The sequence below is a fragment of the Streptomyces ochraceiscleroticus genome (genome assembly GCF_000720485.1).
GTDB lineage: Bacteria > Actinomycetota > Actinomycetes > Streptomycetales > Streptomycetaceae > Streptomyces > Streptomyces ochraceiscleroticus.
Genome location: NZ_JOAX01000008.1, coordinates 242,255 through 268,164 on the forward strand (window position 1 = coordinate 242,255; position 25,910 = coordinate 268,164).

Below are 25,910 nucleotides of genomic sequence, written 5' to 3' on the forward strand. Positions count from 1 at the left end.
ACGTGTTCGGTAACTATCTGATCGGCCTGCGCGAAGGGCTGGAGGCCAGCCTGGTCGTCTGCATCCTCATCGCGTACCTGGTCAAGACCGACCGCCGTGACGCGCTGAAGCCCATCTGGCTCGGCATCGCGGTCGCCGTCCTGCTCGCGCTCGGCTTCGGTTGCGTGCTCCAATTCGGGTCGCAGACGCTGACGTTCGAGGCGCAGGAAGCACTCGGCGGGTCGCTGTCCATCGTCGCGGTGGGCCTGGTGACGTGGATGGTCTTCTGGATGCGGCGCACCGCGCGGCACCTGAAGGCGGAGCTGCACGGCAAGCTGGACGCGGCGCTCGCCATGGGTACCGCCGCGCTCGTCCTCACCGCGTTCCTCGCGGTGGGCCGCGAGGGCCTGGAGACCGCGTTGTTCGTCTGGGCCGCCGTGCAGGCGAGTTCGGACGGTACGCCCAAGCCGCTCATCGGCGTGGTGCTCGGTCTGCTCACCGCCGTGCTGCTGGGCTGGCTGTTCTACCGCGGCGCGCTGAAGATCAACCTGGCGAAGTTCTTCACCTGGACCGGCGGGATGCTTGTCGTGGTCGCCGCCGGCGTCCTCGCGTACGGCGTCCACGACCTGCAGGAGGCCCGCTTCCTCCCGGGCCTGGGCAGCAAGGCGTTCGACATCAGCGAGCAGGTTCCGGCCGACAGCTGGTACGGCACGCTGCTGAAGGGCGTCTTCAACTTCCAGCCCGACCCGACAGTTGTCCAGGCCGTGGTCTGGTGCCTCTACCTGATCCCCACGCTCCTCTTCTTCTTCGCCCCCGGTAGGGTGGCGCAGAATCGAGCCACCCCGGCGGCCGCAGAGTCCGCCCCGGTCGCCCAGAAGGAGCCCGAGCCCCATGACACGCAGGTCGCCGTTCCGGGTGCCCGTCGCGATGATGACCGCGAGCGCAGCACTGCTGACGCTGAGCGGGTGCATGACGGTGCACGGCGAACGGGAGAAGATCCCGGCGCTGTCGAAGGCTGAGGCCGGCAAGGTCCTGAAGCAGTTCGTCGCCGGGTACAACAAGGCCAACACGACCTTGGACCCGGCGGTGAACGCCACCTATGAGACCGGCGCGCTGCACGACATCGACGAGGCCATCACCAAGGGCGGCCGCCAGGTCAGCCCGAACGGCAACCCGGGCTTCAAACCCCTGGAGCTGAGCGACGCCCGGTTCGCGATACCCAAGCAGGCGGGCTGGCCGAAGTTCTTCGTCGCCGACACGGTCAGCAACCGCAACAACGGCCACTGGTTCGTCGCCTTCACCCGCAACGGGATCGGCGAGAAGTGGAAGGCCGCCTACCTCCTGCTGCTGGACGAGGACGAGGTGCCGGAGTTCGCCACCGACAAGGACGGCCACGCCGAGGTGGTACCGGCCAAGGGCTCCGGCCTGACGGTGGACCCGGGCAAGCTGGGGAAGACGTACGCCAAGTACCTCAAGACCGGTGAGGGCAACACCTTCGCGCCGGGCGTGGACACCGACGGCTGGCGCGCACAGCGACAGGCCGCGGCCGACCGGCCGGGCCAGCACACCGAGACCGTGGACGAGCCGTACAAGGCCCCGGCGATGGCGCTGCGCACGAAGGACGGCGGCGCGCTGGCCTTCTTTGCTACGTACCACTTCCAGCACCGGACGCTGCCCGCCGGCCACTCCTTCGCGCTCAAGCCGGCGGTGGAGGCGGTGCGCGAGGGGCCGCGGAAGAAGACCAACAAGATGACCTTCACGACCGTGTCCGAGCAGGTCGTGAAGGTACCGGCCAAGGACGCCGGTGGCGGGGTGGTCTTCCTCAACCGGCAGGGCCGGACGACGGAGGCGAAGGCCGACTAGCCCCGCCCGACGTGCGGGCCCGGTCGTCCGGGCCCGCTCAGCGGCCGATCGGCCAGGCCGCCGACTCGTGCTCGTTGTCCTCGCGCGCGAACGCGGCGCAGGCGTCGGTCAGCGTCTCCAGGAGGGAGAGCGGGTCCGGCAGCGGGCGCTCCGGGCCGCGCAGCCACCGCACCGGCGGCTGTTCGCCGGGCAGCCGGGAGGGCGGCAGCAGGACGTAGCTGCCGCGGCAGTGCCAGCGCAGCCCGGGGTGCTCGTCCATGGTCTCGGGGTGGCAGTCCAGCTCGCAGGGCCACCACTCGTCCTCGTCGTCCGGGGTGCCGCGGGTGGCCGTGAAGAACAGCATCCGGCCTTCCCGGGGTCCCGTGCCGCTCAGCACGACCGGGCCGACCTCCACGCCCTCGGCGTCCAGCCGCGCCAGCGCGCTGCGGCCCGCTTCGAGGGGAACGTCCAGCACGTCGTGGGCGATGCCGGTGGCGGTGACGAAATTGGCCTGCGGATGTTTTCGCAGCCACTGGGTGACCTTCTCGCGGTCGGTCGTGGCGACGGTCTGCCAGCCGAACGAGATGGGATGCCGGCCGGGGGTCGGACAGCCGATGCGCTCACAGGAACAGCCGTAGCCGGAGGGGTGCGCCGCCGGGGCCAGCGGGAAACCCGCGTCGGCCGCTGCCAGCAGCAGGTCCTCGCGGCCGCCCTGGGCCGCGGATGATCCCGTGTCCGTATCGACGCCGTCCGAACCGCTCCTCGGCCGGCGCAGCCACTGGGAGAACCTGCTCTTGCGTTCCATCTATCCCCTCACTTCGAGCGGTGGTCTGGGATCAATGCTGCCACCATCCTCCTCCTTGGGTGACCGGAGCGGAGATTCGGGGTGTACGGGACGCGTTGTACGGGGGCGCATCGGCGGCGCACAGGGGGCGCAGACGGAGCTCCGCGAGCGCCCGTGCCACCCCGGAAGCGCCGGGTCCGGCCCCCTTGCCCCGGCTCCCTCGTCCGGCTACTCCTCGCCCGATACGGTGCCGCCCCAGGAGGCGTCCCGTGCGGCGCGGTAGACGGCTCCCTGCCGCTTGGTGACCGTACGGCGCTGCAGGCCGTCCTCCGCCGTGCACACGTCCAGCAGCACCTGGCCCTTGCGCAGCAGCGGCTTGCGGACGATGCGGGCCGGGGCCGGGCGGGCCTCGACGCGGGTCGCCGCGACATACGCGTACTTCTCGTCCTCGTACGGCAGCGAGCCGCCCTTGACCTGGCGGTGCAGCGAGGAGCGGTTCACCCGGGCCGCGAAGTGGCACCAGTCCTCGCCCGGGACGATCGGGCAGGCCGCGCTGTGCGGGCACGGCGCGACGACCCGCAGCCCGGCGGCCACGAGCTGGTCGCGGGCCGCGCGGATGCGTGCGTACCCGTCCGGGGTACCCGGCTCGATCAGTACGGCCGTCCGCGCCCGGGCCGCCGCCGCGACGACTGCCTCCCGGTCGGCGCCGGTCAGCTCGCCGAGCACATACGAGACGGTGACCAGGTCGGTGTCCTCGGGGACGGTCAGCCCTTCGCCGATCACCTGGCGCTGCCAGCGGATGCCGGGAAGAGTGCCGGCGGCCAGCTCGCGGCCGAGCGCGAGGGCCGGCTCCGCCCAGTCCAGGACGGTCGTGTGCAGCTTCGGCCAGACATCGGCCGCGGCCCAGGCGGCCGCGCCCGTGCCGCCGCCGATGTCGAGATGCGCAGTCGGCTGCCAGTCCGGCAGCCGTTCGCCGGCCGCGGCCAGCGCGGACCGTACGGCTTCGAACGTCGCGGGCATCCTGTACGCGGCGTACGCGGCGACGTCGGCGCGGTCCCTGAGCACCGGAGCGTCCGTCGGCGTGCGCCCGCGGTAGTTGGCGATCAGCCGCTCGACGGCGGCCGCGGCCTGCTTGGGCGGCAGCCCGTCGAGGACCCCGGCGAGGGCCCCGCGCAGTTCTTCGTGCATTCGAGCAATTCTACGGGGCGGTGCCGGGAGCCCGGCCGCGTCCGCGACCGGGCGCAGGGCCGCCACCGGGCGGGGTCACCAGCGCGGCGGCGGGGGCGCCGTGAGCTGGTCGGCGAGGCGGGAGAGGCGGTCGCGGAAGCGGCGGTGGCGGCGCGGGGCGGGCAGGCTGTTCTCTCCGGCGGCCGCGCTGACCAGGTGCTGCACGGTGTCGAGGTCCAGGTCGGCAGCCCCGGCCACCGCGCCCTCCGTCGAAACCGCCGGCCCCGGCACCGTCAGCGCATCGTGCGCCAGCGTCCCCAGATCCCGGTCGCCCGCGTCCAGCGCCAGTACCGTCGCGCCGTTCCGCCGGGCGTCGTGCACCCGCTCCAGCAGGCAGGGCCCGGGCGCGTCCGGCGCCACGACCAGCAGCGTCTCGCCCCGCCGCGCCGTCTCCAGCCGCCCGAGGCCCACCGAGAGGTGCGCCGGGACGCCCAGCGGGACGCGGTGCCGCACCAGCGTCGGGGAGAGCTCCGGCAGGCCCGACCACGCGGCCTCGTCGTCGAGGTGCGCCGCCAGGTGCCAGGGCTCGTACTCCGCGCTGCCGACCAGCAGCAGCCCGCCGCCGTGCGGCGCCACGGACGCGCGCAGCGACCCGGCGAAGCGGCGGGTGGCCTGGATCCATTCGGTACCGGCGAGGACTTCGCGCAGCAGCGCGACGCGTACGGCATCCATGGCCCCGCATCCTGCCGCGGCACGCGCGCCGCCGGAGCGCCCTTCGAACGGCGTCACTCGTACGAGTAATGGCTGTTCGGTGGGGTGTCGCGGACCTTCTACGCCTCCTGCTGCACGCGCGCGGCCGGTCCCGCGCCCGCCACCGCGGACTCCTCGGCAGCCAGGTGGTCGCGGGGCGCGTCCGGGTCGAGCAACCGGTTCAGCCGGGCCGGCACGTCGAAGCCGACCAGCAGCACGACCAGGACCGTACCGGCGAAGGTCAGCAGCGCCAGCGAGCTGCCCAGCGACCGGCCCTCGGCGAGGCTCGCGCCCAGTACCGGCGCCACCGCGCCGCCCAGCGCCCCCACGTTGTAGGTGAAGCCCAGGCTCGCGGCCCGGTTCTCGGTCGGGAAGTGGCCGCCGATGTACCGCGGCAGCAGCCCGGAGATGCCGAAGCTGAGGGCCTGCAGGACGAACAGCAGGACGCCGAGGACCAGCAGGTTGTCACGCGCGGCGAAGACGGGGAAGACGAAGACCAGCGAGGCGAGCAGGGTGAACGCGTACGCCTTCTGCGCGCCGATCCAGTCGCCGACGAAGCCCGCCAGCCAGCAGCCGGCCATGGTGCCGAAGCCGGCGAAGAACAGGACGTTGGTGACCTGGCCGGGGGAGTAGTGCAGCTCGGTCTTCAGATACGTCGGCAGCAGTGCCTGGATCGGCCAGGTGTAGAGGAAGGCGACGAAGACCGTCACGATCAGCGCGAGGTACAGCAGCCAGCCGCGGCGGCCGCCGAGCTGGACGGCGAGCGCGGCCAGGGTGACGCCGGAGAGGACGGAGAGCAGCGGGACGGCGCCCGCGCCGACCGGCGTGAAGACGCCGAAGAGGGACAGCGTGGCCACGACCGTCAGCACGGTGTTGACGCTTGCGCGGAGCGGTGTGGCGAACAGTGGGCGGAAGGGATTGGGCCTGGTCTCCTGCCCAGCCACAACAGCGCTCCACTCCTCGGCCTCGGGCAGCGAGCGCCGTACCCACAGCGCGATCACGATCGGGGCCAGGCCGATGTAGAACATCCAGCGCCAGCCGAGCGCGGGCACGACCCACTTGTAGCACTCGGCGGCCAGCACCGAGCCCATCGAGAAACCGGAGATCAGGAAGCCGCTGGCCCGGCCGCGGACCCGGGCCGGCCAGCTCTCCAGTACGTAGGTGGCGCTGGCGCTGTACTCGCCGGCCATGCCCATGCCGATCAGCAGCCGGGCCACGAAGAGGCTGGTGTAGTCCCAGGCGAAGCCGCAGGCGAAGGTGCCGAGGGAGTAGAGCAGGATGCTCGCCACCATGGACGCCTTGCGGCCGAAGCGGTCGCCGAGCGCGCCGAGGACCGCGCCGCCGAGCCAGCGGGTGATGAACGCGCCGGAGATCAGGCTCGCGCCCTGCACCGTGCTCAGCTCGAACTCGGCGCTGATCTCCGTCAGAACCAGGGTGATCAGCACGAAGTCGAAGCCGTCGAGGACATAGCCGATCCAGGCGGCGAAGAACGACTTCCATTGGGTGGGGCTCACCTCCCGGTACCAGGGGAGGGCGGCCTTGCGCGCCGGGCGCGCGGTGCCGGTCAACGGACCGGCTCCAGGCCCGCGGCGGTCAGGTGCCGGGCGACCTCGGCCACGGACTCCGGGCCCAGCGGGAGCTGCGGTGCCGCGGTGGCCGGGTGGCCGATGACGCCGAGCAGGTGCAGCGCGGCCTTGAAGGAGCCCAGCGCCGAGGAGCTGCGGCCCATCTCCGCCTCCGGGCCCGCGTCGACCATGCCGAAGAGCGCGACCAGCCGCTCCTGCTCGGCCGCGGCGCCCGCCCAGTCGCCCGCGCGGCACGCGTCGTACAGCCGGACGTAGGCGGCCGGGTCGACGTTGCCGATGCCCGGGACCACGCCGTCCGCGCCGGCGAGCAGCGCGGCGTCCACGGTCAGCTCGGAGCCGGTGAGGACCGCGAAGTCCGGGGCCGGGCCGATGCGGCGGCCGTCCCTGCCGCCCAGCTCGACGAGGAGCCGGCGCAGCCCGCCCTCGTCGCCGCTGCTGTCCTTGAGCCCGGCCAGCGTGCCGTCCTCGGCCAGCTCCCGCACCAGCGCGCCGGGGAGCTTGCTGTGCACGGCGACCGGGATGTCGTATGCGAAGAGCGGCAGGTCGACGGCGGCCCGGATCGCGCGGAAGTGCCCGGCGATCTCCTTCGGGTGCGTACGGGTGTAGAACGGCGCGGTGGCCACGAGCGCGTCGGCGCCCAGCGCCTGCGCGGTGCGGGCGTGGTCGAGCACCCGGGCGGTGGTGGTGTCGATGACGCCCGCCAGCACCGGCACCCGGCCGTCCGCCGCCTTGAGCACGGCCTCCAGCGCGGTGGCCCGCTGCGCGTCGGTGAGATAGGCGACCTCGCTGGTGGAGCCGAGGGCGAAGAGACCGTGCACCCCGCCGGTGACCAGGTGCTCGACCAGCCGCCCGAGCGAGCCGGTGTCGACCTCGCCGCGCGGGTCGAGGGGGGTGCAGACCGGCGGTACGACGCCGGTCAGCGGGGTGGGCAGTGCCATGACGGGCTCCCGAGCGGCCAGAGATCGGATGTAGGACATGGGATGTCCTATGTCTGGGTCACAATAGACCCGGCCCGGAGCGGCCGGTCAAGAGGTCGCCGGCCGGATCATCCGGATCCACCCCGGCGAGACGGAGAGGCAGACACATGGCGCGCGGCACGATGTCCGAGGACGTCCAGGCGCAGATCAAGCGGCTCATCCTGCGGCGCAAGCTGGTGCCCGGCGACCCGCTGCCCACCGAGGCCGAGCTGGTCGAGCTGCTCGACGTCAGCCGCAACTCCGTCCGCGAGGCGCTCAAGGCGCTGCAGGCCATGCGCATCGTCGAGATCCGGCACGGCTTCGGCACCTACGTCGGGTCGCTCACCCTGGACCCCTTCGTGGAGGGCGTCGCCTTCCGGGCCGCGGTCCGCCACCACCAGGGCGAGGCCAGCCTGTACGAGCTGATGGAGGTCCGCGAGGCGCTGGAGGCCGGGCTCGTCGGGGCGGTCGCGCGCAGCCTGCCGGCGGAGGACCTGACCGTACTGCGCGACTTGGTCGACCGGATGGAGAAGGAGGCGGCGGCCGGCCGGGTGGAGAGCGGCACCGACCGCGCCTTCCATCTCGCGCTGTACCGCTCGCTCGGCAACCACCTGCTCAGCGAGGTGCTGGACGCCTTCTGGGACGCGCTGCGCCGGGTCCGCAAGGACCTGGACGACAGCAGCCAGGACCCGGAGGTGACCTGGCGTCAGCACGCGGAGATCGTCACCGCGCTGGAGACCGGCGACGGTGACCGCGCGGTCGAGGCGATGCACCGGCACTTCGACGGCATCCGGGAGCGGCTGAAGGGCGTCGTGTAACGGGCCAGGGGGCGAGGTCCTCCAGGAAGCCCGCCGCGCCCGTACCCCTTGCGTACAGCCGCAGTTCACCCGCAGTTCCGTTGCCTGTGGCATTCGCGCGAGGCGAGCGACACGGGTCATGTCGGGTGCCTTGACGCCCCGTTGGGCGCTCCCTATGGTCGCCGCAGGACAAGGGACGTCCTACGTCCGGTCGTTAGGGGCTGCCCGTGCCGTACGAGACTTCGCAACCCTTCAGAGCCGGGACCGGCGGCTACGCCAGTTTCCGCATCCCGGCTGTCGTCGTGACCGGGGCCGGCACCCTGCTGGCCTTCGCCGAGGGCCGCGTCGCCTCGGCGTCCGACACCGGCGACATCGACCTCGTGCTCAAGCGCTCCACCGACGGCGGCCGCACCTGGGGCCCGCTCACCGTCGTCGACAACAACGGCACCGGCACCGCCGGCAACCCTGCCCCCGTCGTCCTGCACACCGGCCCGCACCGCGGCCGCGTCGTGCTCGTCCACGTACGCAACGCGGGCAGCGCCACCGAGAGCGCCATCCTGCGGGGCGAGGTCTCCGCCGCCGACGGCCGCCGCGTGTGGCTCCAGTACAGCGACGACGACGGGCTGACCTGGAGCACCCCGCGCGAGATCACCGCACAGGTCAAACGGTCGAACTGGCGCTGGTACGCCACCACCCCCGGCCACGCGCTCCAGGTCCGCGAGGGCCCGTACGCCGGCCGGCTGGTGGTCCCCGCCAACCACTCCATCGCGCCCACCGTGCCCGGCGACACCGGCGCCGAGGGCCGCTACAACGGCGGCCACGTCCTGCTCAGCGACGACTCCGGCGCGACCTGGCGGATCGGCTACACCGACTCCAACCCCAACGGCTACATCAACACCAACGAGACCACCGCCGCCGAACTCCCCGGCGGCCGCCTCTACTTCAACGCCCGCAACGACTCCAACGCGCCCGGCACCCGCGTCGACGCCTACTCCGCCGACGGCGGCGCGCACCTGGAGAAGCCCTTCCGCTCCCAGGCCGGACTCGCCGCGCCCGTCGTCCAGGGCAGCGTGCTGCACCTCGGCACCCCGGACGTGCTGCTCTTCTCGGCCCCCGCCGACCGCGCCTCCCGCGCCCTGATGACCGTACGCGCCAGCCGCGACCAGGGCCTGACCTGGTACGACGCACACGCCGTCGACGGCCTCCCGGCCGCCTACTCCGACCTCGTACGGACCGACCCCGACACCGTCGGACTGCTCTACGAAACCGGCGACTTCAGCGCCTACTCAACGATCACCTTCCGCCGCATCCCCGTGGAGGAGCTGGCATGAGGACGTACGACACGAGTTTTCCGGGCGGCGCGCGCCGCAGAGCCGTGCTGGGCGGGGCCGCGGCCGTGGCCGCCGGCTTCGCGCTGGCCGGGTGCGGTGACGGCGGCGAGGACAAGAAGGCCGCGCCCAAGGAGCGCAAGAAGGGACAGAAGATCACGCTGACCTTCTGGTCCTGGGTGCCCGGCATCGACAAGCCCGTCGACCTGTGGAACAGCGAGCACCCCGAGGTCCAGGTCAAGGTCGAGAAGGTCTCGGCCGTCAACGGCGCCCAGTACGCCAAGATGCACGCCGCGATCAAGGCGGGCAACCCGCCCGACCTCGGCCAGATCGAGTTCCCCGTCGTGCCGAGCTTCCTGCTGGACAACGGGCTGCTGGACCTGACCACCGTCGGCGGCGAGAAGTACAAGAGCAGGTTCGTGGGCTGGCAGTGGCAGCAGTCCGTCTTCGGGAAGGGCGTCTACGCCATCCCGCAGGCGTCCGGGCCGATGGGCCTCTTCGTGCGCCAGGACCTCTTCGAGAAGTGGGACATCGAGCCGCCCGCCACCTGGGACGAGTACGAGGCCGCGGCCAAGAAGATCCGCAAGAAGGGCGCCTGGATCGAGACCTTCGCGCCCACCAACGGCAACCGCTTCGCGGGCTACGCCTGGCAGGCCGGCGCCAAGTGGTACGCCGTCGAGGGCGACAACTGGACCGTCGCCCTCGACGACGAGCCCACCCGCAAGGTCGCCGACTACTGGGAGGGACTGGTCAAGCAGAAGCTGGTCAAGACCATCCCGGACCGGCAGAACGCCTGGTACAAGGACATCCAGACCGGCGCCATCCCCGCCTGGCTCGGCGCGAGCTGGGGCGATGCGCTGCTGGTCGGCAACGCGCCGGACACCAAGGGCAAGTGGCGCGCCGTGCCACTGCCGCAGTGGACCAAGGGCGCCGACGCCCAGGCCAACTGGGGCGGCTCCACCACCGCCGTCTTCGCGGGCGCCACCTACCCCAAGGACGCCCTCGACTTCGCCGTCTGGCTCAACACCGACCCCGAAGCGATCAAGCTGCTCATCGAGGGCGGTTACGGGTTCCCCAGCGCGAAGACCGGCTACGAGACCAGCGACCTGGACGTCCACAAGGACTTCTTCGGCGGACAGGCGTACAGCCAGGTCTTCCGGAAGGCCGGTGACCACGTCGACACGAGCTGGCAGTGGGGACCCGGCGTCGACACCCTCTACCAACGCCTGGGCGACGCCTTCACCGAGGCGCTGAGCAGCGGCGACTCCTTCCGCTCGGTGCTGAAGAAGGTCCAGGCGCAGACCGTGAGCGACCTCAAGGGCAAGGGCCTGAAGGTGGAGAGCGGCGGGTGAGACGGCCGACCCGTACGGAAGCCCGCAACGCGCGCGCCGCCGCGGGCTTCCTGCTGCCCTTCCTCGCCCTGTTCCTGCTGTGCTTCATCGCGCCCATCCTGTACGCGGTCTGGCAGAGCCTGCACAAGACCGAGCGCACCGGGCCGCTCGGCCTCGGCGGCGCGGAGACCGAGGTCTTCGCCGGACTGGCCAACTACGCGCAGGCGCTCGCCGACGACCGCTTCCTCTCCGGCTTCGGCCGGGTGCTGCTCTTCGGCGCCGTACAGATCCCCCTCATGATCATCCTGGCGACCGTCCTCGCGCTGCTCCTGGAGAGCGCCAGCGCCCGCTGGGTGACCTTCTTCCGCAGCGCGTTCTTCCTGCCGTACGGCGTGCCCGGCGTGATCGCCTCGATCCTGTGGGGCTTCCTCTACGTCCCCGGCATCAGCCCGCTGGTGAAGATGGCCCAGGAGGTGGGCTGGGACGTGGACTTCCTCTCCCGCGGCACGGTCCTGTGGTCCATCGCCAACATCGTCACCTGGCAGTTCACCGGCTACAACATGCTCGTCCTGATCTCCCAGCTCAAGGCCGTACCGCAGGAGCTGTACGAGGCGGCGCGCATCGACGGCGCGAACGCACGCCAGGTCGCCCTGCACATCAAGATCCCGCTGATCCGCCCGGCCCTCGTCCTGACCTGCGTCTTCTCCATCATCGGCACGCTCCAGCTCTTCGCCGAGCCGATGGTGCTGCGGCCGCTCGCCTCCTCCATCGACTCCGGCTACACCCCCAACCTGCACGCCTACAGCGAGGCGTTCGTCGGCAACAACCAGCACCTCGCGGCGGCCGAGGCGGTCCTGCTGGCGCTGGTCGCCTGCGTCCTGTCGTTCGGCTTCCTGCGGCTGGTCGGACAGCGCGGGAAGGAGGACGGCCGGTGACCCCCGTACAGCTCCGCTACCGCATCCTCACCTGCACCCTGCTGACCGTCGCCGCCGTCTACTTCCTCGTACCGGTGTACTGGCTCGTGGTCTCCGCCACGAAGAGCAGCGGCGACCTCTTCGGCAGCTTCGGCTTCTGGTTCGCGAACCCGCGCCCGCTCCAGTACCTCGGCGAGGTGCTGACGTACGACCACGGCATCTACGTCCGCTGGTTCGCCAACTCCCTGCTGTACGCGGGCGTCGGCGCGCTCGCCGCGACGCTGCTGTCCGCTGCGGCCGGCTACGCGCTCGCGAAGTTCCCCTTCCCGGGCCGGGAAGGGATCTTCAACGTCATCCTGGCCGGAGTGCTGATCCCCGGCACGGCGCTCGCGCTGCCGCTGTACTTCCTCTTCAGCGGCTTCGGGATGTCCAACACCTATTGGTCCGTGCTCATCCCCAGCGTGGTCAGCCCCTTCGGTGTCTACCTCTGCCGGATCTACGCGGCCGCCGCCGTGCCCGACTCGCTGCTGGAGGCGGCGCGGATCGACGGCGCGGGGGAGTGGCGGATCTTCTCCGGCCTCGGGCTGCGGCTGATGATCCCCGCGCTGGTCACCGTCTTCCTCTTCCAGTTCGTGCACATCTGGAACAACTACTTCCTGCCGCTGGTGATGCTCTCCGACTCCGACCTGTATCCGATCCAGCTGGGGCTGACCTCCTGGACCGGTTACGCCGACCGGCAGCCGGAGCTGTACCAGTACACCGTCGGCGGCGCGTTCCTCTCCGTCCTGCCGCTGATGATCCTGATGACCGTGCTGCAGCGGTACTGGCGTACGGGGCTCACCGAGGGCAGCGTGAAGGCGTGATCACCGGCACGTCGCGCCCGGCTGCCCTGGCCGGACGGGGCGTGCCAGTATCGCTGGCATGACTACTCCTGACGATGCGAAGCCCACGACTCCCGTGAATGTCGCGACCGAAGCCAAGAAGGCGCTCAAGAGGGACCCCTGGGATCTGCCGGACGTCTCCGGGCTGGTCGTGGGCGTGCTCGGCGGCACCGGTGACCAGGGCCGCGGCCTGGCGTACCGGTTCGCCCGGGCGGGCCAGAAGGTGATCATCGGCTCGCGCGCGGCGGAGCGGGCGCAGGCCGCGGCGGACGAGCTCGGCCTCGGCGTCGAGGGCGCGGACAACGCCGAGTGCGCCCGCCGCTCGGACGTGGTGATCGTGGCCGTGCCGTGGGAGGGCCACGCCAAGACCCTCGAAGCGCTGCGCGAGGAGCTGGCCGGCAAGCTCGTCGTGGACTGCGTGAACCCGCTCGGCTTCGACAAGAAGGGCGCCTACGCGCTGAAGCCCGAGGAGGGCAGCGCCGCCGAGCAGGCCGCCGCACTGCTCCCGGAGTCACGCGTCACGGCCGCCTTCCACCACCTCTCCGCCGTGCTCCTGCAGGACCCGGAGGTCGCGGAGATCGACACGGACGTGATGGTGCTCGGCGAGAAGCGGGCCGACACCGACGTGGTCCAGGCGCTGGCCGGCCGCATCCCCGGCATGCGCGGCACCTTCGCCGGCCGGCTGCGCAACGCGCACCAGGTCGAGTCCCTGGTCGCCAACCTGATCTCGGTCAACCGGCGGTACAAGGCACATGCGGGGCTGCGGGTCACGGACGTCTGACGGGGCTGCGCGTCACGAGGCGTGACCGGCTGCGCGTCACGACGTGTGACGGGCGCGGCGCCGCCGGGGCCGGGGCGGGCTCGCGGTCCGGTCCAGCGGTGAGCGGTGAGCGGCGGGCCGGAGTCGGGCGGAGCCGGGCATGGGGGACACTGGAGGGGACCGCATACGCAGTACCCCGACAGGAGCCCCCTCCCATGCCCGCCCTGCCCCCGTCCGGCCCGGCCCGGCGTCTCGCCGTCTTCGCCCTCGTCGTCTGCGTCCTGGCGGTCGTCGCGGCCGTCGTCTCCTTCGCGGCGGGCAACCTCATCGGCATCGCCTGGGTCCTGATGGCCGGCGTCTCCAGCAACATGGCGTGGTTCTACCTGCGCCGGGCCAAGCTGGAGCGGGCGGCCGCGGAGGAGCGGGAGCAGGCCGAGGCCCAGGGCCAGGCCCAGGGCTAGAGACCCGCTAGAACGTCTGCGGCTCGCCCTGCCAGAAGCGGAAGAACTCCTGCCCGAGGTAGGTGTCGATCTGGGAGACGCCCAGTACCCGCAGGATCGCGTCCACCACCTCGAAGAACGCCTGGTTCACGCCCGGCGCCCACAGCAGCCCGAAGACCGCGAGCAGGCCGAACGGCGCGAACGGCTCCACCTGCCGCCGCAGCTTGTGCGACAGCCACGGCTCGATCACGCCGTACCCGTCCAGCCCCGGCACCGGGACGAAGTTCAGGATCGCGGCCGTCACCTGCAGTAGTGCCAGGAACGCGAGCGCGTACCGGAACGGCTGCGGCACGCCGTCCATCGCGCCCAGCCAGAACGGCGCGGTGACCACGGCCGCGAACAGGATGTTCGTCAGCGGGCCCGCCGCCGAGATCAGGCTGTGCCGCCAGCGGCCCCTGATCCGGCCGCGCTCGATGAACACCGCGCCGCCCGGCAGCCCGATCCCGCCCATGATCACGAAGATCACCGGCAGCACGATGCTGAGCAGCGCGTGAGTGTACTTCAGCGGGTTGAGCGTCAGATAGCCCTTCGCGCCGATCGAGATGTCGCCGCTGTGCAGCGCGGTGCGGGCGTGTGCGTACTCGTGCAGGCACAGCGAGACGATCCACCCCGAGACCACGAACAGGAACACGGCGACGCCGGTGTTCGTGGCGAGCTGGTCCGTCCACACGTACCAGCCCGACGCCGCCATGACGGCGACGAGCGCGAGAAAGACGGGACTGACGCGGCGGTCCGCGCGCCGTACTGCGGTGGTCATCGTGCGGTGCTCCTGAGGGATGGGCGGGGTGTGCGGGGCGGGTCCTGCGCGGCGGGGGCCGGTGGCGGGTGGGCGGGCGGCGGATCGTACAACGGAAAACGAGGAGCGGTATGCCGTGGTTCCAGGCAGGCTGGATCCATGACCGGACCCGGCTCGAACGTCTCTCCCCAGAACGCCGCCGACGACGCCGCCGCCGGCGTCCGCCGGGTGTTCTACGCGGACTGGGAAATGGGCTGCTGCGGCACCCCCTTCTCGGTCGGCGACGAGGTCAGCTGGACGGTGGAGCGCACGGTGGACGAGATGTGGGACTGGGAGCGGAACAACCACGGCCCGGACCCCGACGACCCGGCGCCGGTCACCGGCCGGGTGCGCGCGATCCACATCGTCAGCCAGGGCTACCGTCGCCGCCCGGGCTGCCGTACATACGAGCCGGTGCCCGGCGAGCGCAGCCTGCGCCCCGTCCGCACCTGTCCGAAGTGGTTCGCCGACGGCCCGGACGACGACCGGCACCACTACGTGGCGGAGTGCGGCGCCCTGGTGGAGCTGGAGGTACTGCCGGCGGACCGCACCGCCCAGGGGGCGCCCGAGGGGACCTGAGCCGTCGGGGCGGGAGCAGGTGACGGACGGGGACAACGGGGGATGAGGGGAAGCGGGCGGTGATGGGGGACGGCCAGGCCGTACGGGCTGTGGAGGACAATGGGCCGGTGCGTTACGGAATCCTCGGGACGACCCAGGCATGCCGGGACGACGGGAGTGCCGTCGCCCTCGGCGGCGCCCGCCTGCGCGCACTCCTCGCCGCGCTCGCGCGCACGCCGGGGCGCCCCCATACGCCCGACACGCTGATCGCGGAGGTCTGGGGCCCCGGCTCGGAGCCGCGGGACGCGGGCGCCGCGCTCCAGGCGCTCGTCGGCCGGCTGCGGCGGGCCCTCGGCCATGCCGCGGTCGTCTCCGTGACCGGCGGTTACTACCTGGCCGCCGACCCCGACGACGTCGACCTGCACCGCTTCGAGCGGCTGGCGGCCGAGGGCGAGCGGGCGCTGGCGGACGGCGACCCGGCGAAGGCCGCCGCGCTGCTGGACGACGCGCTCGCGCTGTGGCGCGGGCCCGCCCTCGCCGACCTCCCGGACGCGGTCGCGGAGGCGGCCGGGATCGAACGGCTGCACCTGGACGCGCGGCGCACCCGCCTCGCCGCCGATCTCGCGCTCGGCCGCGCGGACGAGGCGCTGCCGGCCCTCACCGCGCTGTGCCGCCGGCACCCTCTCGACGAGCCGCTCCAGCTCCTGCGGCTGCGCGCCCTGCGCGCCACGGACCGCACGGCCGAGGCGCTGGCCGCGTACGCGGCCCTCAGCGCCGACCTCGCCGACCGCCTCGGCACGGACCCGTCGCCGCCGCTGCGCGCTCTGCACGCGGAGCTTTTGGAGACGGCAGCCGCGTCCGACTCGGATTCGACGCCCGGTCCGGGTTCGACGCCCGGTTCGACGCCTAGCCCGGGTTCGACGCCCGGTCCGCCCGGCTCGGCTCTGGCGCCCGGCTCGGCTCTGGCGCCCGGCTCGGCTCCGGCCCCCGGCCCGGCGCCGCGGCCCGCCGGGAATTTGCGGGCGCGGCTGACCTCGTTCGTCGGGCGCGAGGCGGAGCTCGACGCGCTCCGCGCCGACCTGGCCGCGTACCGCCTGGTGACGCTGCTCGGGCCCGGTGGCGCCGGGAAGACGCGGCTGTCGCAGGAGGGGGCGGAGGCCGCGGCGGCCGGCGCGCCCGGGGCCTGGCCGGACGGCGTGTGGTTCGCCGAGCTGGGCCCCGTCGCGGACCCCGGCACGGTGCCGGAAGCCGTGCTCACCGCGCTCGGCGCCCGCGAGACCGTGGTCCGCGGCAGCGCCGCCGAGGGGCTGCGGGCGGCCGCCGACCCGCTCGCCTTCGACCCGCTCGCGCAGCTCGCCGAGCACTGCGCGGGCCGCCGGATGCTGCTCGTACTGGACAACTGCGAGCACGTCGTCGACGCGGCGGCCCGGCTCGCGGAACGGCTGCTGGCCGAGTGCCCGGGCGTGAGCGTGCTGGCCACCAGCCGGGAGCCGCTCGCCGTACCGGGCGAGCTGGTCAGGCCCGTGGAGCCGCTGCCCGACCCCGTCGCGCTGCGGCTGCTCGCCGACCGGGGCGCCGCGGCCCGGCCCGGCTTCCGTATCGAGGACGACCCGGAGGCGTGCGCCGAGATCTGCCGCCGCCTGGACGGCCTGCCGCTGGCCGTCGAGCTGGCCGCCGCCCGGCTGCGGTCGCTCGCGCCGCGCCAGATCGCGGACCGTCTGGACGACCGCTTCCGGCTGCTGACCAGCGGCAGCCGTACGGTACTGCCGCGCCAGCAGACCCTCCGCGCGGTCGTCGACTGGTCCTGGGACCTGCTCGACGCGCCCGAACGCGCGGTCCTCCGCCGCCTCTCCGTCTTCTCCGGCGGCACGGACCTCGCCGCGGCGGAATCGGTCTGCGCGGACGCCCCGGAGACCACGCCGCCCACACCCACCGCCGAACCGGCCGCCTCGGGTCCGGTCGCTTCGGGGTCCGGCGTCTCCGGTCCGGTCGCCTCTGGGCCCACCGCATCCGAGCCTGGCGCCTCGGGGTCCGGCGCCGCCGGTGCGTCCGGGGTCGGCGCCTCGGGTCCGGCCGTCTCGGGTCCGGTCGCCTCCGGGCCCGTCGCGTCCGGGCCCGTCGCGTCCGGGCCCGTGGCCTCGGGGCCCGTGGCCTCTGGGCCCGGCACCTCGGGGCCTGTTGCGTCCGCGCCCGTCGTCTCCGGGTCCGGCGCCTCGGGGCCCGTCGCCTCCCGGCCCGAGACCTCCGGGCCCGTCGCCTCCAGGCCCGACGCCCCCGGACTCGGCGCCCCCGTACCCGTCGCCCCAGTCGCCCCCGGCGACATCGCCCCGTTGCTCGGGTCGCTTGTCGACAAGTCGCTCGTCGTGGCCGTGCCGTCGGCCGGTGGGGAGATGCGGTACCGGCTGCTGGAGACCGTCGGGGAGTATGCCGGGGAGCGGCTGGACGAGGCGGGGGAGCGGGCCGTGGTCGAGCGCCGCCACCTCGTCGCGTACCGCGAACTCGCCCGCGCCGCCGACCCCCTGCTCCGCGGCCCCGAGCAGCGCCACTGGCTGGACCGGCTGGAGCGGGAGCACGACAACCTCCGCACCGCCCTGCGCCGCGCCGTCGCCGCGCGCGACGAGCACGAGGCGCTCTGCCTCGTCCTGTCCCTGCAGTGGTTCTGGACGCTGCGCGACCACCGCGGCGACGCCCGTACCTGGTCGACGGCGGCCGCCGCGCTCGGCCCGAACCCCTTCCTGCCGCCGGTCACCCCGGCCCCGCCGCTGTCCGCCCGGCCGATCGACGCCCCGCCCCCGATGCCGCCCGAGCAGCTCCTCGAAGCCCGCCGGGAGGTCCGGCTGGTCGCGCTGGCCAGCGTGGACGGCGACATGGAGGCGCTGCAGCGCTTCGAGCAGCAGGAGGAGCTGCGGGGCATCATCAGCGCCTACCGCGGCGGGCTGCCGCAGACCTGCCGGGTGCCGGGCGTGATGTGGTTCTACGCCGTCATGCTGACCGGCCGCTTCGCGGACCTGGTCGAGCTGGTCGACGACACCGTGCGCGGCTGCCGGGAGTTCGGTTACGACTGGGAGCTGGCGTTCATCCTCCAGCTCCGGGCGAAGATCCAGAACGACCGGCCCGGCGGCCTGCCCCAGGCGACGCGCGACGCCGGCGAGGCGCTGGAGATCTTCCGCCGGATCGGCGACGCCTGGGGAGTCGCCGAGGCGCTGGCCGGACGCGGCGAATCCCGCGAAGGACACGGCGAGTACGGCTCCGCTGCCGACGACTACCGCGCCGCGATGCGGTACGCGGCGGACCTCGGCGCGCACGGCCAGCTCCCGCTGCTCAAGACCCGGCTGGGCGGCGCGCTGATCGAGTCGGGCGACGTCGAGCAGGGCGAGCGGCTGCTGCACGAGGTGCTGGACGAAAGCCGGCACAGCCGCGACGCCGTCCCCTACGCCCGCATCCAGCTCGCCACCTGGCTGGCGACCGCCGGCCGGACCGACGAGTCCCGGCACCACCTCCTGCTCGTACGGGAGGAGTTCCTCGAGCGGTCGGCGCCGGAGATGTTCCTCGGCATGGTCGAGGGGGCGTTGGCCGCGCTGGACGCGGACGAGGGGCGCTACGACGGCGTACTGGAGGCCGTGCGCGGGGCTGTCGCGAAGATGCGCTCCCCGCTCACCCATGCCGTCACCCCCGATCTGCCGCTGTCCCAACTGCCCCTCGCCGCCCGGGTGCTGGCCGTGACCGGCGGCCCGGACGGCGCGGCGGACGGGGCCCGGCTGCTGGGCGCCTTCGACGCGCTGCGCGCACCCCGGCAGCACACGCCGCGCATCCTCCGCATCTCCCGCGCGGCGGCCGAAGCGGCCGTACGCGCCGTCCTCGGCGCGGCGGACTACGCGTCCGCCCACGCCGAGGGCGCCGCTCTCCCCCTCGACGAGGCCCTCGACCTCATCTGACCCCCGTTCCCGACGAACCGACCGGGACCTCAGATCTTCGGCCTTTCCCGATTCAGGTCGAAGACCTGCCTCGCGTCAGGTCTTCGACCTGAACTTCCTGACCGCCAGCGGCATCGCGACGGCCGTGATGGCTATCGCCCAGGCCAGCGTGATCAGGGCCGGGTGGGCTATCGGGCCCTCGCCGGCGATGAGGTGGCGGGCCGCGTCGGCGAGGTTCGAGAGGGGGTTGATCTTTGTGAACCCCTCCAGCCAGCCCGGCATCGATGCGGTCGGCGCGAAGATCGACGAGCCGAACTGCAGCGGCATCAGTACCAGGAACGCCATGCCCTGGACCGCCTGCGGCGTCTTCAGGGCCAGGCCCAGCAGGATGAAGATCCACATCACGGCGGCACCGAAGACGGTCGACAGCGCGATGGCCCCGACGAACTCCAGCGGCGAGCCCTTGATCTCCAGGCCCAGCAGGAAGCCCATGCCGAGCAGGATCGCGGTGGCGACCAGCATCCGGCCGACCTCGACGACGATCTTGGCTATCAGGACCGAGGAGCGCGCGATGGGCATCGTGCGGAAGCGGTCCATCACGCCCTTGCGGAAGTCCTCGTTGACGCCCGAGCCGACCGCCATGGCGATGTTCATGCCCATCATCGCCATCATGCCGGGAACCAGATACTGGACGTACTGCTGCTGATTGCCCTTGCCGGCGATGGCGCCGCCGAAGACGTACACGAACAGCAGGATGAAGACGACGGGCATCAGCAGGGCGTCGAACATCGACTCCGGGTCCTGCTTGATCTGCAGGGCGTTCCGCCGGACCAGCGCGCCGATGTGGCGAAGATTGGCCCGCAGGCCGATCCGGCCCTCGGCGGCCCCGGGCTTCGCGGCCGGCGCCGTGATCGTTGCGGCGCTCATGCCGCGACCTCCTCGTACTGGGCGTCCGCCGGCTCGGCGGCCGCGTCGGCCTCGGACGTCTTCTGGCCGGTGATGGCCAGGAAGACCTCGTCCAGGCTGGGCAGATGGGTGTTGATGCCGGCGAGCGCGAAGCCGCGCTCGCCGAGGACGTTGACCACCGCGGTGAGCTGCTCGTCGCTGATGATGGGGACGTTCACCACGCCGTCCTCGGGGTCCGCCGTGGCGCCCGCTATGCCGTCCAGGCCGGCCTGCGCGATCGCGCCGACCATGCGGTCCAGCTCGCCGCGGACCGCCGGGCGGATCTGCAGCGTGCGCCCGCCGACCTTGGCCTTCAGCTCTTCCACCCGGCCCTCGGCGATCACCCGGCCGCGGTCGACGACGGTCAGCTCGTCGGCCAGCCGCTCGGCCTCTTCCATGTACTGCGTGGTCAGCAGCACCGTCGCGCCGTCGCGGACCATGTTGTTGACCTCGTCCCAGACCTCATTGCGCGTGCGCGGGTCGAGGCCGGTCGTCGGCTCGTCCAGATACAGCACGGCGGGCTTGCCGATCATCGAGGCGGCCAGGTCCAGGCGGCGGCGCATGCCGCCCGAGTACTTCCCGGCGGGGCGCTTGGCGGCCTCGGTGAGCGAGAACCGCTCCAGCAGCTCGTCCGCGCGTGCCCGGGCGTCCTTGCGGGAGAGGTCGAGCAGCCGCCCGATCATGTAGAGATTCTCCCGGCCGGAGAGCTTCTCGTCGACGGAGGCGTACTGCCCCGTCAGGCCGATCGTGCGGCGCAGGGCGCGGGGCTGGCGCACGACGTCGTACCCGGCCACGACCGCCGTGCCGGCGTCGGGGACGAGGAGCGTGGACAGGCAGCGCACGAGCGTGGTCTTGCCCGCGCCGTTCGGCCCGAGCACGCCCATGACCGTGCCTTCCCGCACGTCCAGGTCCACTCCGTCGACGGCCTTGACATCGCCGAAGTGCTTGACCAGGCCACGGACTTGGACGGCCGCGCGGCCGTCGGCGGAGTGTGTCTTCTGCGTCATGGATCCACAGTGACAGGCACCACTGACAACGCCCCGACAGAGCGCCGACAGCCCAGGCCGGGCGCCGACGGGCCACCGATAAACCACCGACAGACATGCGTGGGGCGCTGCCGGATCATCGGCAGCGCCCACGGACCATCGGGCCGGGCCCGGCCCTCAGTGGAAGGTGTGCTCCTCCGCCGGGAACGTGCCGCCCACCACGTCCTCGGCGAACGCCTTCGCCGCGCCGCCCAGCGCCTCGCGGAGCTGCGCGTACTGCTTCACGAACCGCGGCACCCGGCCCTTCGTCATCCCGGCCATGTCCGTCCAGACCAGGACCTGCGCGTCGCACTCCAGGCCCGCGCCGATGCCGATGGTGGGGATGTGCAGCGAGCGGGTGACCTCGGCGGCCAGCTCGGCCGGTACCGCCTCCAGTACCACCGAGAACGCGCCCGCGTCCTGCACCGCCTTGGCGTCCCGCAGCAACTGCTGGGCCGCCTCCTCGCCACGGCCCTGGACGGGGTAGCCGCCGAAGGCGTTGACGGACTGCGGGGTCAGCCCGATGTGGGCCATGACCGGGATGCCGGCGTCGACCAGCAGCTTGATCTGCTCCGCCGAGCGCTCGCCGCCCTCCAGCTTCACCGCGCCCACGCCGGCCTCCTTGACCAGCCGGGTGGCGTTGCGCAGCGCCTGGACGGGCCCTTCCTGGTACGCGCCGAAGGGCAGGTCGGCGACGACGAGGGCGCGCTCGGTGCCGCGTACGACGGCGGCGGACAGCAGCGTCATCTCGTCCATCGTGACCGGGACGGTCGACTCGTACCCGAGGTGGCAGTTGCCCATCGAGTCGCCGACGAGCAGGACGGGGATGCCCGCCTCGTCGAAGACGGAAGCGGTCATCGCGTCGTACGCGGTGAGCATGGGCCACTTGTCGCTGCGGGCCTTGGCGGCGGCGATGTCACGGACGGTGACGCGGCGGGACCGCTTGCCGCCGTACAGCGACTTGTCCGCCGACTTGTCGGCTGCTGACTTGCCGGGTGCGGCGCCGGTCTTCGGGTCCTGTGTCTGGGCAGGCGAAATCTGCGTCATGACGACGGCTCCTGTTCAGGTCATCTCGAGGCGCCCTGACGGCGTCCCCGGACTCACCTCCCATGCTGACACGCCCGCGCGCGGCGGTGGAAGAGGAGCGGGCAGCGATGCCTGCCACGTGCAACAAAAATACGGAACGGTGCCGTATCGAAAAGCGGCGTACGCTGGCCCGTATGGCACGTTCTTCCGATTCCTCGCCCGGCGCCGGTGGCATAGCCGCAGCTCCGGCCGTCGCCGAGCACATCCACCGCCGCCGGTGGGCGATCCTCGGCGTGCTGATGCTGAGCCTGCTGATCGTGGTCCTGGACAACAGCATCCTGAACGTGGCGATGAAGACGATCGCCACCCCGGCCCCCACCGGCCTCGGCGCCAGCCAGAGCCAGCTCGAGTGGGCGATCAACTCCTACACGCTGGTCTTCGCGGGCCTGCTGTTCACCGCGGGGCTCCTCGGCGACCGGCTGGGCCGGAAGAAGGTCCTGCTGACCGGTCTGGTGATCTTCGGTCTCGGATCCGTACTGGCCGCCGTCTCCGGCTCGCCCGGCCAGCTCATCGCCTTCCGCGCCGTGATGGGCCTGGGCGGCGCGCTGGTCATGCCGGCCACCCTCGCCATCCTCATGAACGTCTTCGAGCGCGACGAGCAGCCCAAGGCCATCGGCATCTGGGCCGGCGGCGTCGGCCTCGCCATCGCCATCGGCCCGATCGCCGGCGGGCTGCTCCTGGCCCACTTCTGGTGGGGCTCGGTCTTCCTGGTCAACGTGCCGATCGTGCTGATCGCACTGGCCGCGATGGTGCTCCTGGTCCCGGACAGCAAGGACCCCCGGCCCGGCAGGCTGGACCCGGTGGGCGTGCTGCTGTCCGTCGTCGGCCTCGTGCTCCTGGTGTACGGGATCATCAAGGGCGGCCAGCTCGCCGACTTCACCGACCCGCAGGTGATCGGCACGGTCCTCGCCGGGCTGCTCGTCCTGGCCGGCTTCGTCCTGTACGAGAAGCGCATCGACCACCCGTCGATCGACATCAGCTACTTCCGCAAGCCCGCCTTCTCCGCGGCCGTGGCCGCGATCGCGCTGGTCTTCTTCGCGCTGATGGGCGTCACGTTCTTCATGGTGTTCTACATCCAGAGCGTGCGCGGCTACACCCCGCTCCAGGCGGGCCTGCTGATCCTGCCGCTGGCCGCCGCCCAGATGATCTTCGCGCCGCGGGCCCGGCACGTCGTCGACCGCTTCGGCGCGAAGGCCGTCTGTACGGTTGGCATGCTGCTGGTCGCCCTCACGATGTCCGGCTTCCTGCTCATGGACACCGACACCCCGATCTTCGTGCTGGAGGTGCTCTTCTTCCTCCAGGGCACCGGCATGGCGCACATCATGCCGCCGGTCACGGTCTCGATCATGCAGTCCCTGCCACGCGAGAAGGCCGGCTCCGGCTCGGCGCTGAACAACACGTTCCGGCAGGTCGGCGGCACGCTCGGGGTCGCCGTACTGGGCTCGCTGCTGTCCGCGAGCTACCGCGACGGCATCCAGAGCGCGCTGGACTCCGTACCGGGACTGCCGGCGGGCGCGCGGCACGCGGCGGGCGAGTCCATCGAGGCCACGCTCGGCGTCGCGGAGAAGCTGGGGCCCGCGGGCCGGGAGCTGGCCGCCGCCGCCAATGACGCGTTCGTGCACGCCATGCACGTCACCGCGCTCGGCTCCGCCACCGTCGCGGTCGTCGGCGCGCTGGTCGTCGGGTTCTTCCTGCCGGGGAAGACGGACGACCGGGCTGCCGGCCGGGGCCGGGAGACGCCACGAGAGACTTCTCCCGCGGGGAAGCCGTAACGGCGCACGGCGCTCCGGGCAGTACGGAACGAGAGGCGGACCAGGCGTGACGCGCGCGAAACGGGGCGGGACACCGGCCGATGATGCGGCACGGACCGAGGCGAAGCCGTCCGCGGCACCCGAGTCCCCGTGTGCCGCGGCCACCCGCAGGCCCGGACGGCCGCGCAACGAAGCGCTGGAATCCACGATCATCGAGAGCGTCCTGGACCTGCTGGAGCACGACGTCCCGCTCGCCGACCTGTCGATGGAACGCATCGCCAAAGAGGCGGGCGTCGGCAAGGCCACGGTGTACCGGCGCTGGTCCGGCAAGGCCGGCCTGATGCTCGACGTGATGCGCTCGCTGGAGGAGGAGAACCCCGAGCTGCCCGGCGAGTCGGTCCGCGACGACCTGGTACTGCTGCTGGAGTTCCTGCGCCGGCGCGGCCTGGCCAAGCGCAACTCCGCCCTGCTGCGGACGGTGATCACCCAGGTCAAGGCGCAGCCCGAGCTCTGGCGCGAGTACCACGACACGGTCGTCCAGGCGCGCCGCGACGCGCTGCTGGCCGTCCTGCGGCGCGGCATCGGGAGCGGCGAGATACGCGGGGACTGCGACATCGACGTCCTCGCCGACCTCTTCGTGGCGCCGATGCTCTCCCGGGCGCTGCTGCACGAGTGGAAGGAACTGCCCGAGGGCCTCGCCGAGCAGATCGTCGACACGGTCCTGGACGGCGTCCGGCCGCGTACGTGAGCGTCGGCACGCGGCCGCGCCCCGTATGAGCGGCGTTTGCCGGTCCTCCCGGACAGCAGGCAGAATGATCTTCCCGCCGCTCGTTCCCGGCTGCTCGTTCCCGGCTGCTCGGGCTCGGGTGCGGCGCGGCCAAGCCGCTCGTTTCCGACCGCTCGATGAGCGATTCATGCCCGTTCTGTCACAGCACCTGTCGGCGCGGGCACCGGCGGAACCCTGGCCATTCGCGCTTCGTCCCCAGGGGAGACAGCACAGGCTGAGCATCGCCTATGGTCAAGGCCCTAGGGTCGGGAGCCAGGCGGGGCGCACGAGCACGGCAGTGAGGGCATCGGGATGACGCAGGCGTACATGTCGGAGGCGGGTCGGGGCGCGGGCCCCGGCGGGACCGGCCGCCGGACGGGCCGCCTGACCGGGCGGTGGCGGCGCGAGGGCATGTGGCGGCGCGGCCTCGTGCTCGCCGTACTGGCCGTGGCGCTGGGCCTGCTGATGGTCCTGCACGCCGACGTACCGAACTCCATCGGCAACCTCGGCAGCCTGCTGGAGACCTTCCTGCCGTGGCTGGGCATCATCGGCATCCCGCTGCTGCTCATCGCCGCGCTGCTGCGCAGGTCGGCGAGCGCGCTGGTCGCGCTGGTGCTGCCGGCGATCGTCTGGGCCAACCTCTTCGGCGGGCAGCTCACGGACAAGTCCGGTGCCCGCGGCGATCTCACCGTCGCCACGCACAATGTCAACGCCGAGAACCCCGACCCGGTCGGCACCGCGAAGAAGGTCGCCGACTCGGGCGCCGACGTGGTCGCGCTGGAGGAGCTGACCGCCAAGGCGCTGCCCACGTACCGCGAGGCGCTCGCCGCGAAGTACCCGTACCGCACGGTGGAGGGCACGGTCGGGGTGTGGAGCAAGTACCCCCTCTCCGACGCCCGCCCGGTGGACATCAAGATGGGCTGGACGCGGGCGCTGCGCGCCACGGTCACCGCCCCCGACGGGCAGCGGGTCGCGGTCTACGCGGCGCACCTGCCCTCGGTACGGGTGAAGGTCAAGGCCGGTTTCACGGCGAACCAGCGGGACAACAGCGCCGAGGCGCTGGGCGAGGCCATCACCGCCGAGAAGCTGTCCAAGGTCGTGCTGCTCGGCGATCTGAACGGCACGATGAACGACCGGTCGCTGGCGCCGGTCACCGCGCAGATGCGGTCGGCGCAGGGCGCGGCCGGTGACGGCTTCGGCTTCAGCTGGCCCGCCGCGTTCCCGATGGCCCGGATCGACCAGATCATGGTCAAGGGCGTGGACCCGGCCTCGGCGTGGAGCCTGCCGTCGACCGGCAGCGACCATCTCCCGCTGGCGGCGTCCTTCAAGATCTAGCGCGTACGGCGAGCTTCAGCGCGTACAGCCGCGCACGGCGGTGGCCCGGGTCGTTTCTGTGACCCGGGCCACCGCCGTTTCCGTCATTTTCCCCTCAACGGGGCGCTGACTTCTGTCCGTAACGCGCAGTTCGCGCGGCGGAATGAATTACCTGAGAGACTTTGTTCCCGTAGAGAACTT

General features: G+C 72.4%; 23 protein-coding genes. 14 read left to right on the forward strand and 9 right to left on the reverse strand.

The window, feature by feature from the left end:
• Positions 1-2 precede the first annotated feature (2 nt).
• Entirely contained in the window at positions 3-998 is a 996-nt protein-coding gene (gene efeU, locus IG84_RS0113240; protein ID WP_031055404.1) for an iron uptake transporter permease EfeU, read from the forward strand.
• Positions 907-1,842, forward strand: coding sequence for an SCO2278 family lipoprotein (locus IG84_RS0113245; RefSeq protein ID WP_465270437.1), 936 nt, complete (start codon positions 907-909; stop codon positions 1,840-1,842). The genes efeU and IG84_RS0113245 overlap by 92 nt, the downstream gene beginning before the upstream one ends.
• A 37-nt stretch (positions 1,843-1,879) precedes the next feature.
• On the opposite strand, the gene IG84_RS0113250 is transcribed toward IG84_RS0113245, so the two are convergent.
• The 5 genes from IG84_RS0113250 to IG84_RS0113270 form a co-directional block, all read right to left on the reverse strand.
• On the reverse strand, positions 1,880-2,626 hold the full coding sequence (locus IG84_RS0113250) for a bifunctional DNA primase/polymerase (protein ID WP_031055409.1): 747 nt from the start codon (positions 2,624-2,626) through the stop codon (positions 1,880-1,882).
• Positions 2,627-2,833: 207 nt separating this feature from the next.
• Positions 2,834-3,793, reverse strand: coding sequence for a small ribosomal subunit Rsm22 family protein (locus IG84_RS0113255; protein WP_031055412.1), 960 nt, complete (start codon positions 3,791-3,793; stop codon positions 2,834-2,836).
• 75 nt (positions 3,794-3,868) lie between these two features.
• Positions 3,869-4,504 carry a hypothetical protein gene (locus tag IG84_RS0113260; RefSeq protein WP_031055415.1) on the reverse strand — a complete coding sequence of 212 codons (636 nt, stop codon included), beginning with the start codon at positions 4,502-4,504 and terminating at the stop codon, positions 3,869-3,871.
• Positions 4,505-4,602: 98 nt separating this feature from the next.
• Positions 4,603-6,090 carry a sialate:H+ symport family MFS transporter gene (locus tag IG84_RS0113265; protein ID WP_037800119.1) on the reverse strand — a complete coding sequence of 496 codons (1,488 nt, stop codon included), beginning with the start codon at positions 6,088-6,090 and terminating at the stop codon, positions 4,603-4,605.
• Positions 6,087-7,046, reverse strand: a complete 960-nt coding sequence (locus IG84_RS0113270; protein WP_031055421.1) for a dihydrodipicolinate synthase family protein — start codon at positions 7,044-7,046, stop codon at positions 6,087-6,089. The genes IG84_RS0113265 and IG84_RS0113270 overlap by 4 nt, the downstream gene beginning before the upstream one ends.
• A 146-nt stretch (positions 7,047-7,192) precedes the next feature.
• Between IG84_RS0113270 and IG84_RS0113275 the strand changes: the two genes are divergently transcribed.
• From IG84_RS0113275 to IG84_RS0113305, 7 genes are all read left to right on the forward strand, one after another.
• The gene (locus tag IG84_RS0113275; protein WP_031055424.1) at positions 7,193-7,882 is read left to right on the forward strand and encodes a FadR/GntR family transcriptional regulator; all 690 of its coding nucleotides are present in this window, start codon (positions 7,193-7,195) and stop codon (positions 7,880-7,882) included.
• 206 nt (positions 7,883-8,088) lie between these two features.
• The gene (locus IG84_RS0113280) at positions 8,089-9,192 is read left to right on the forward strand and encodes a sialidase family protein (protein ID WP_031055428.1); all 1,104 of its coding nucleotides are present in this window, start codon (positions 8,089-8,091) and stop codon (positions 9,190-9,192) included.
• Positions 9,189-10,541, forward strand: coding sequence for an ABC transporter substrate-binding protein (locus IG84_RS0113285; RefSeq protein ID WP_031055431.1), 1,353 nt, complete (start codon positions 9,189-9,191; stop codon positions 10,539-10,541). Before IG84_RS0113280 ends, IG84_RS0113285 begins: the two co-directional genes overlap by 4 nt.
• Positions 10,538-11,455, forward strand: a complete 918-nt coding sequence (locus tag IG84_RS0113290) for a carbohydrate ABC transporter permease (protein WP_031055434.1) — start codon at positions 10,538-10,540, stop codon at positions 11,453-11,455. The genes IG84_RS0113285 and IG84_RS0113290 overlap by 4 nt, the downstream gene beginning before the upstream one ends.
• The gene (locus IG84_RS0113295; protein WP_031055436.1) at positions 11,452-12,297 is read left to right on the forward strand and encodes a carbohydrate ABC transporter permease; all 846 of its coding nucleotides are present in this window, start codon (positions 11,452-11,454) and stop codon (positions 12,295-12,297) included. The genes IG84_RS0113290 and IG84_RS0113295 overlap by 4 nt, the downstream gene beginning before the upstream one ends.
• Positions 12,298-12,355: 58 nt before the next feature.
• On the forward strand, positions 12,356-13,096 hold the full coding sequence (gene npdG, locus IG84_RS0113300) for an NADPH-dependent F420 reductase (protein WP_031055437.1): 741 nt from the start codon (positions 12,356-12,358) through the stop codon (positions 13,094-13,096).
• Between the two features lie 194 nt (positions 13,097-13,290).
• Complete coding sequence (locus tag IG84_RS0113305; protein ID WP_031055438.1) at positions 13,291-13,536, forward strand: hypothetical protein; 246 nt, start codon at positions 13,291-13,293, stop codon at positions 13,534-13,536.
• A 7-nt stretch (positions 13,537-13,543) separates the two neighbouring features.
• Here IG84_RS0113305 and IG84_RS0113310 read toward each other — a convergent pair whose 3' ends face one another.
• Positions 13,544-14,332 (reverse strand): site-2 protease family protein, encoded by a 789-nt coding sequence (locus IG84_RS0113310; RefSeq protein WP_031055439.1) that lies wholly within the window; start codon positions 14,330-14,332, stop codon positions 13,544-13,546.
• Between the two features lie 138 nt (positions 14,333-14,470).
• On the opposite strand from IG84_RS0113310, the gene IG84_RS0113315 reads away from it, so the two are divergent.
• Positions 14,471-14,929: a DUF6578 domain-containing protein gene (locus tag IG84_RS0113315; RefSeq protein ID WP_031055440.1), complete on the forward strand. Its 459-nt coding sequence runs from the start codon at positions 14,471-14,473 to the stop codon at positions 14,927-14,929.
• A 62-nt stretch (positions 14,930-14,991) separates the two neighbouring features.
• Complete coding sequence (locus tag IG84_RS42210; protein WP_245659338.1) at positions 14,992-18,843, forward strand: AfsR/SARP family transcriptional regulator; 3,852 nt, start codon at positions 14,992-14,994, stop codon at positions 18,841-18,843.
• 75 nt (positions 18,844-18,918) lie between these two features.
• Here the strand turns inward: IG84_RS42210 and IG84_RS0113330 are convergent, their stop codons facing one another.
• The 3 genes from IG84_RS0113330 to panB form a co-directional block, all read right to left on the reverse strand.
• On the reverse strand, positions 18,919-19,749 hold the full coding sequence (locus IG84_RS0113330) for an ABC transporter permease (protein ID WP_031055442.1): 831 nt from the start codon (positions 19,747-19,749) through the stop codon (positions 18,919-18,921).
• Positions 19,746-20,774, reverse strand: coding sequence for an ATP-binding cassette domain-containing protein (locus tag IG84_RS0113335; protein WP_031055444.1), 1,029 nt, complete (start codon positions 20,772-20,774; stop codon positions 19,746-19,748). Before IG84_RS0113335 ends, IG84_RS0113330 begins: the two co-directional genes overlap by 4 nt.
• A gap of 156 nt (positions 20,775-20,930) precedes the next feature.
• Complete coding sequence (gene panB, locus IG84_RS0113340; protein WP_031055446.1) at positions 20,931-21,839, reverse strand: 3-methyl-2-oxobutanoate hydroxymethyltransferase; 909 nt, start codon at positions 21,837-21,839, stop codon at positions 20,931-20,933.
• A gap of 173 nt (positions 21,840-22,012) precedes the next feature.
• Between panB and IG84_RS0113345 the strand changes: the two genes are divergently transcribed.
• The 3 genes from IG84_RS0113345 (at position 22,013) to IG84_RS0113355 (ending at position 25,730) form a co-directional block, all read left to right on the forward strand.
• Positions 22,013-23,650, forward strand: a complete 1,638-nt coding sequence (locus IG84_RS0113345) for an MFS transporter (RefSeq protein WP_031055449.1) — start codon at positions 22,013-22,015, stop codon at positions 23,648-23,650.
• Positions 23,651-23,696: 46 nt separating this feature from the next.
• Positions 23,697-24,377, forward strand: a complete 681-nt coding sequence (locus tag IG84_RS0113350; protein ID WP_051861669.1) for a TetR/AcrR family transcriptional regulator — start codon at positions 23,697-23,699, stop codon at positions 24,375-24,377.
• 429 nt (positions 24,378-24,806) lie between these two features.
• Positions 24,807-25,730, forward strand: coding sequence for an endonuclease/exonuclease/phosphatase family protein (locus IG84_RS0113355; RefSeq protein ID WP_063761792.1), 924 nt, complete (start codon positions 24,807-24,809; stop codon positions 25,728-25,730).
• Positions 25,731-25,910: the final 180 nt, after the last annotated feature.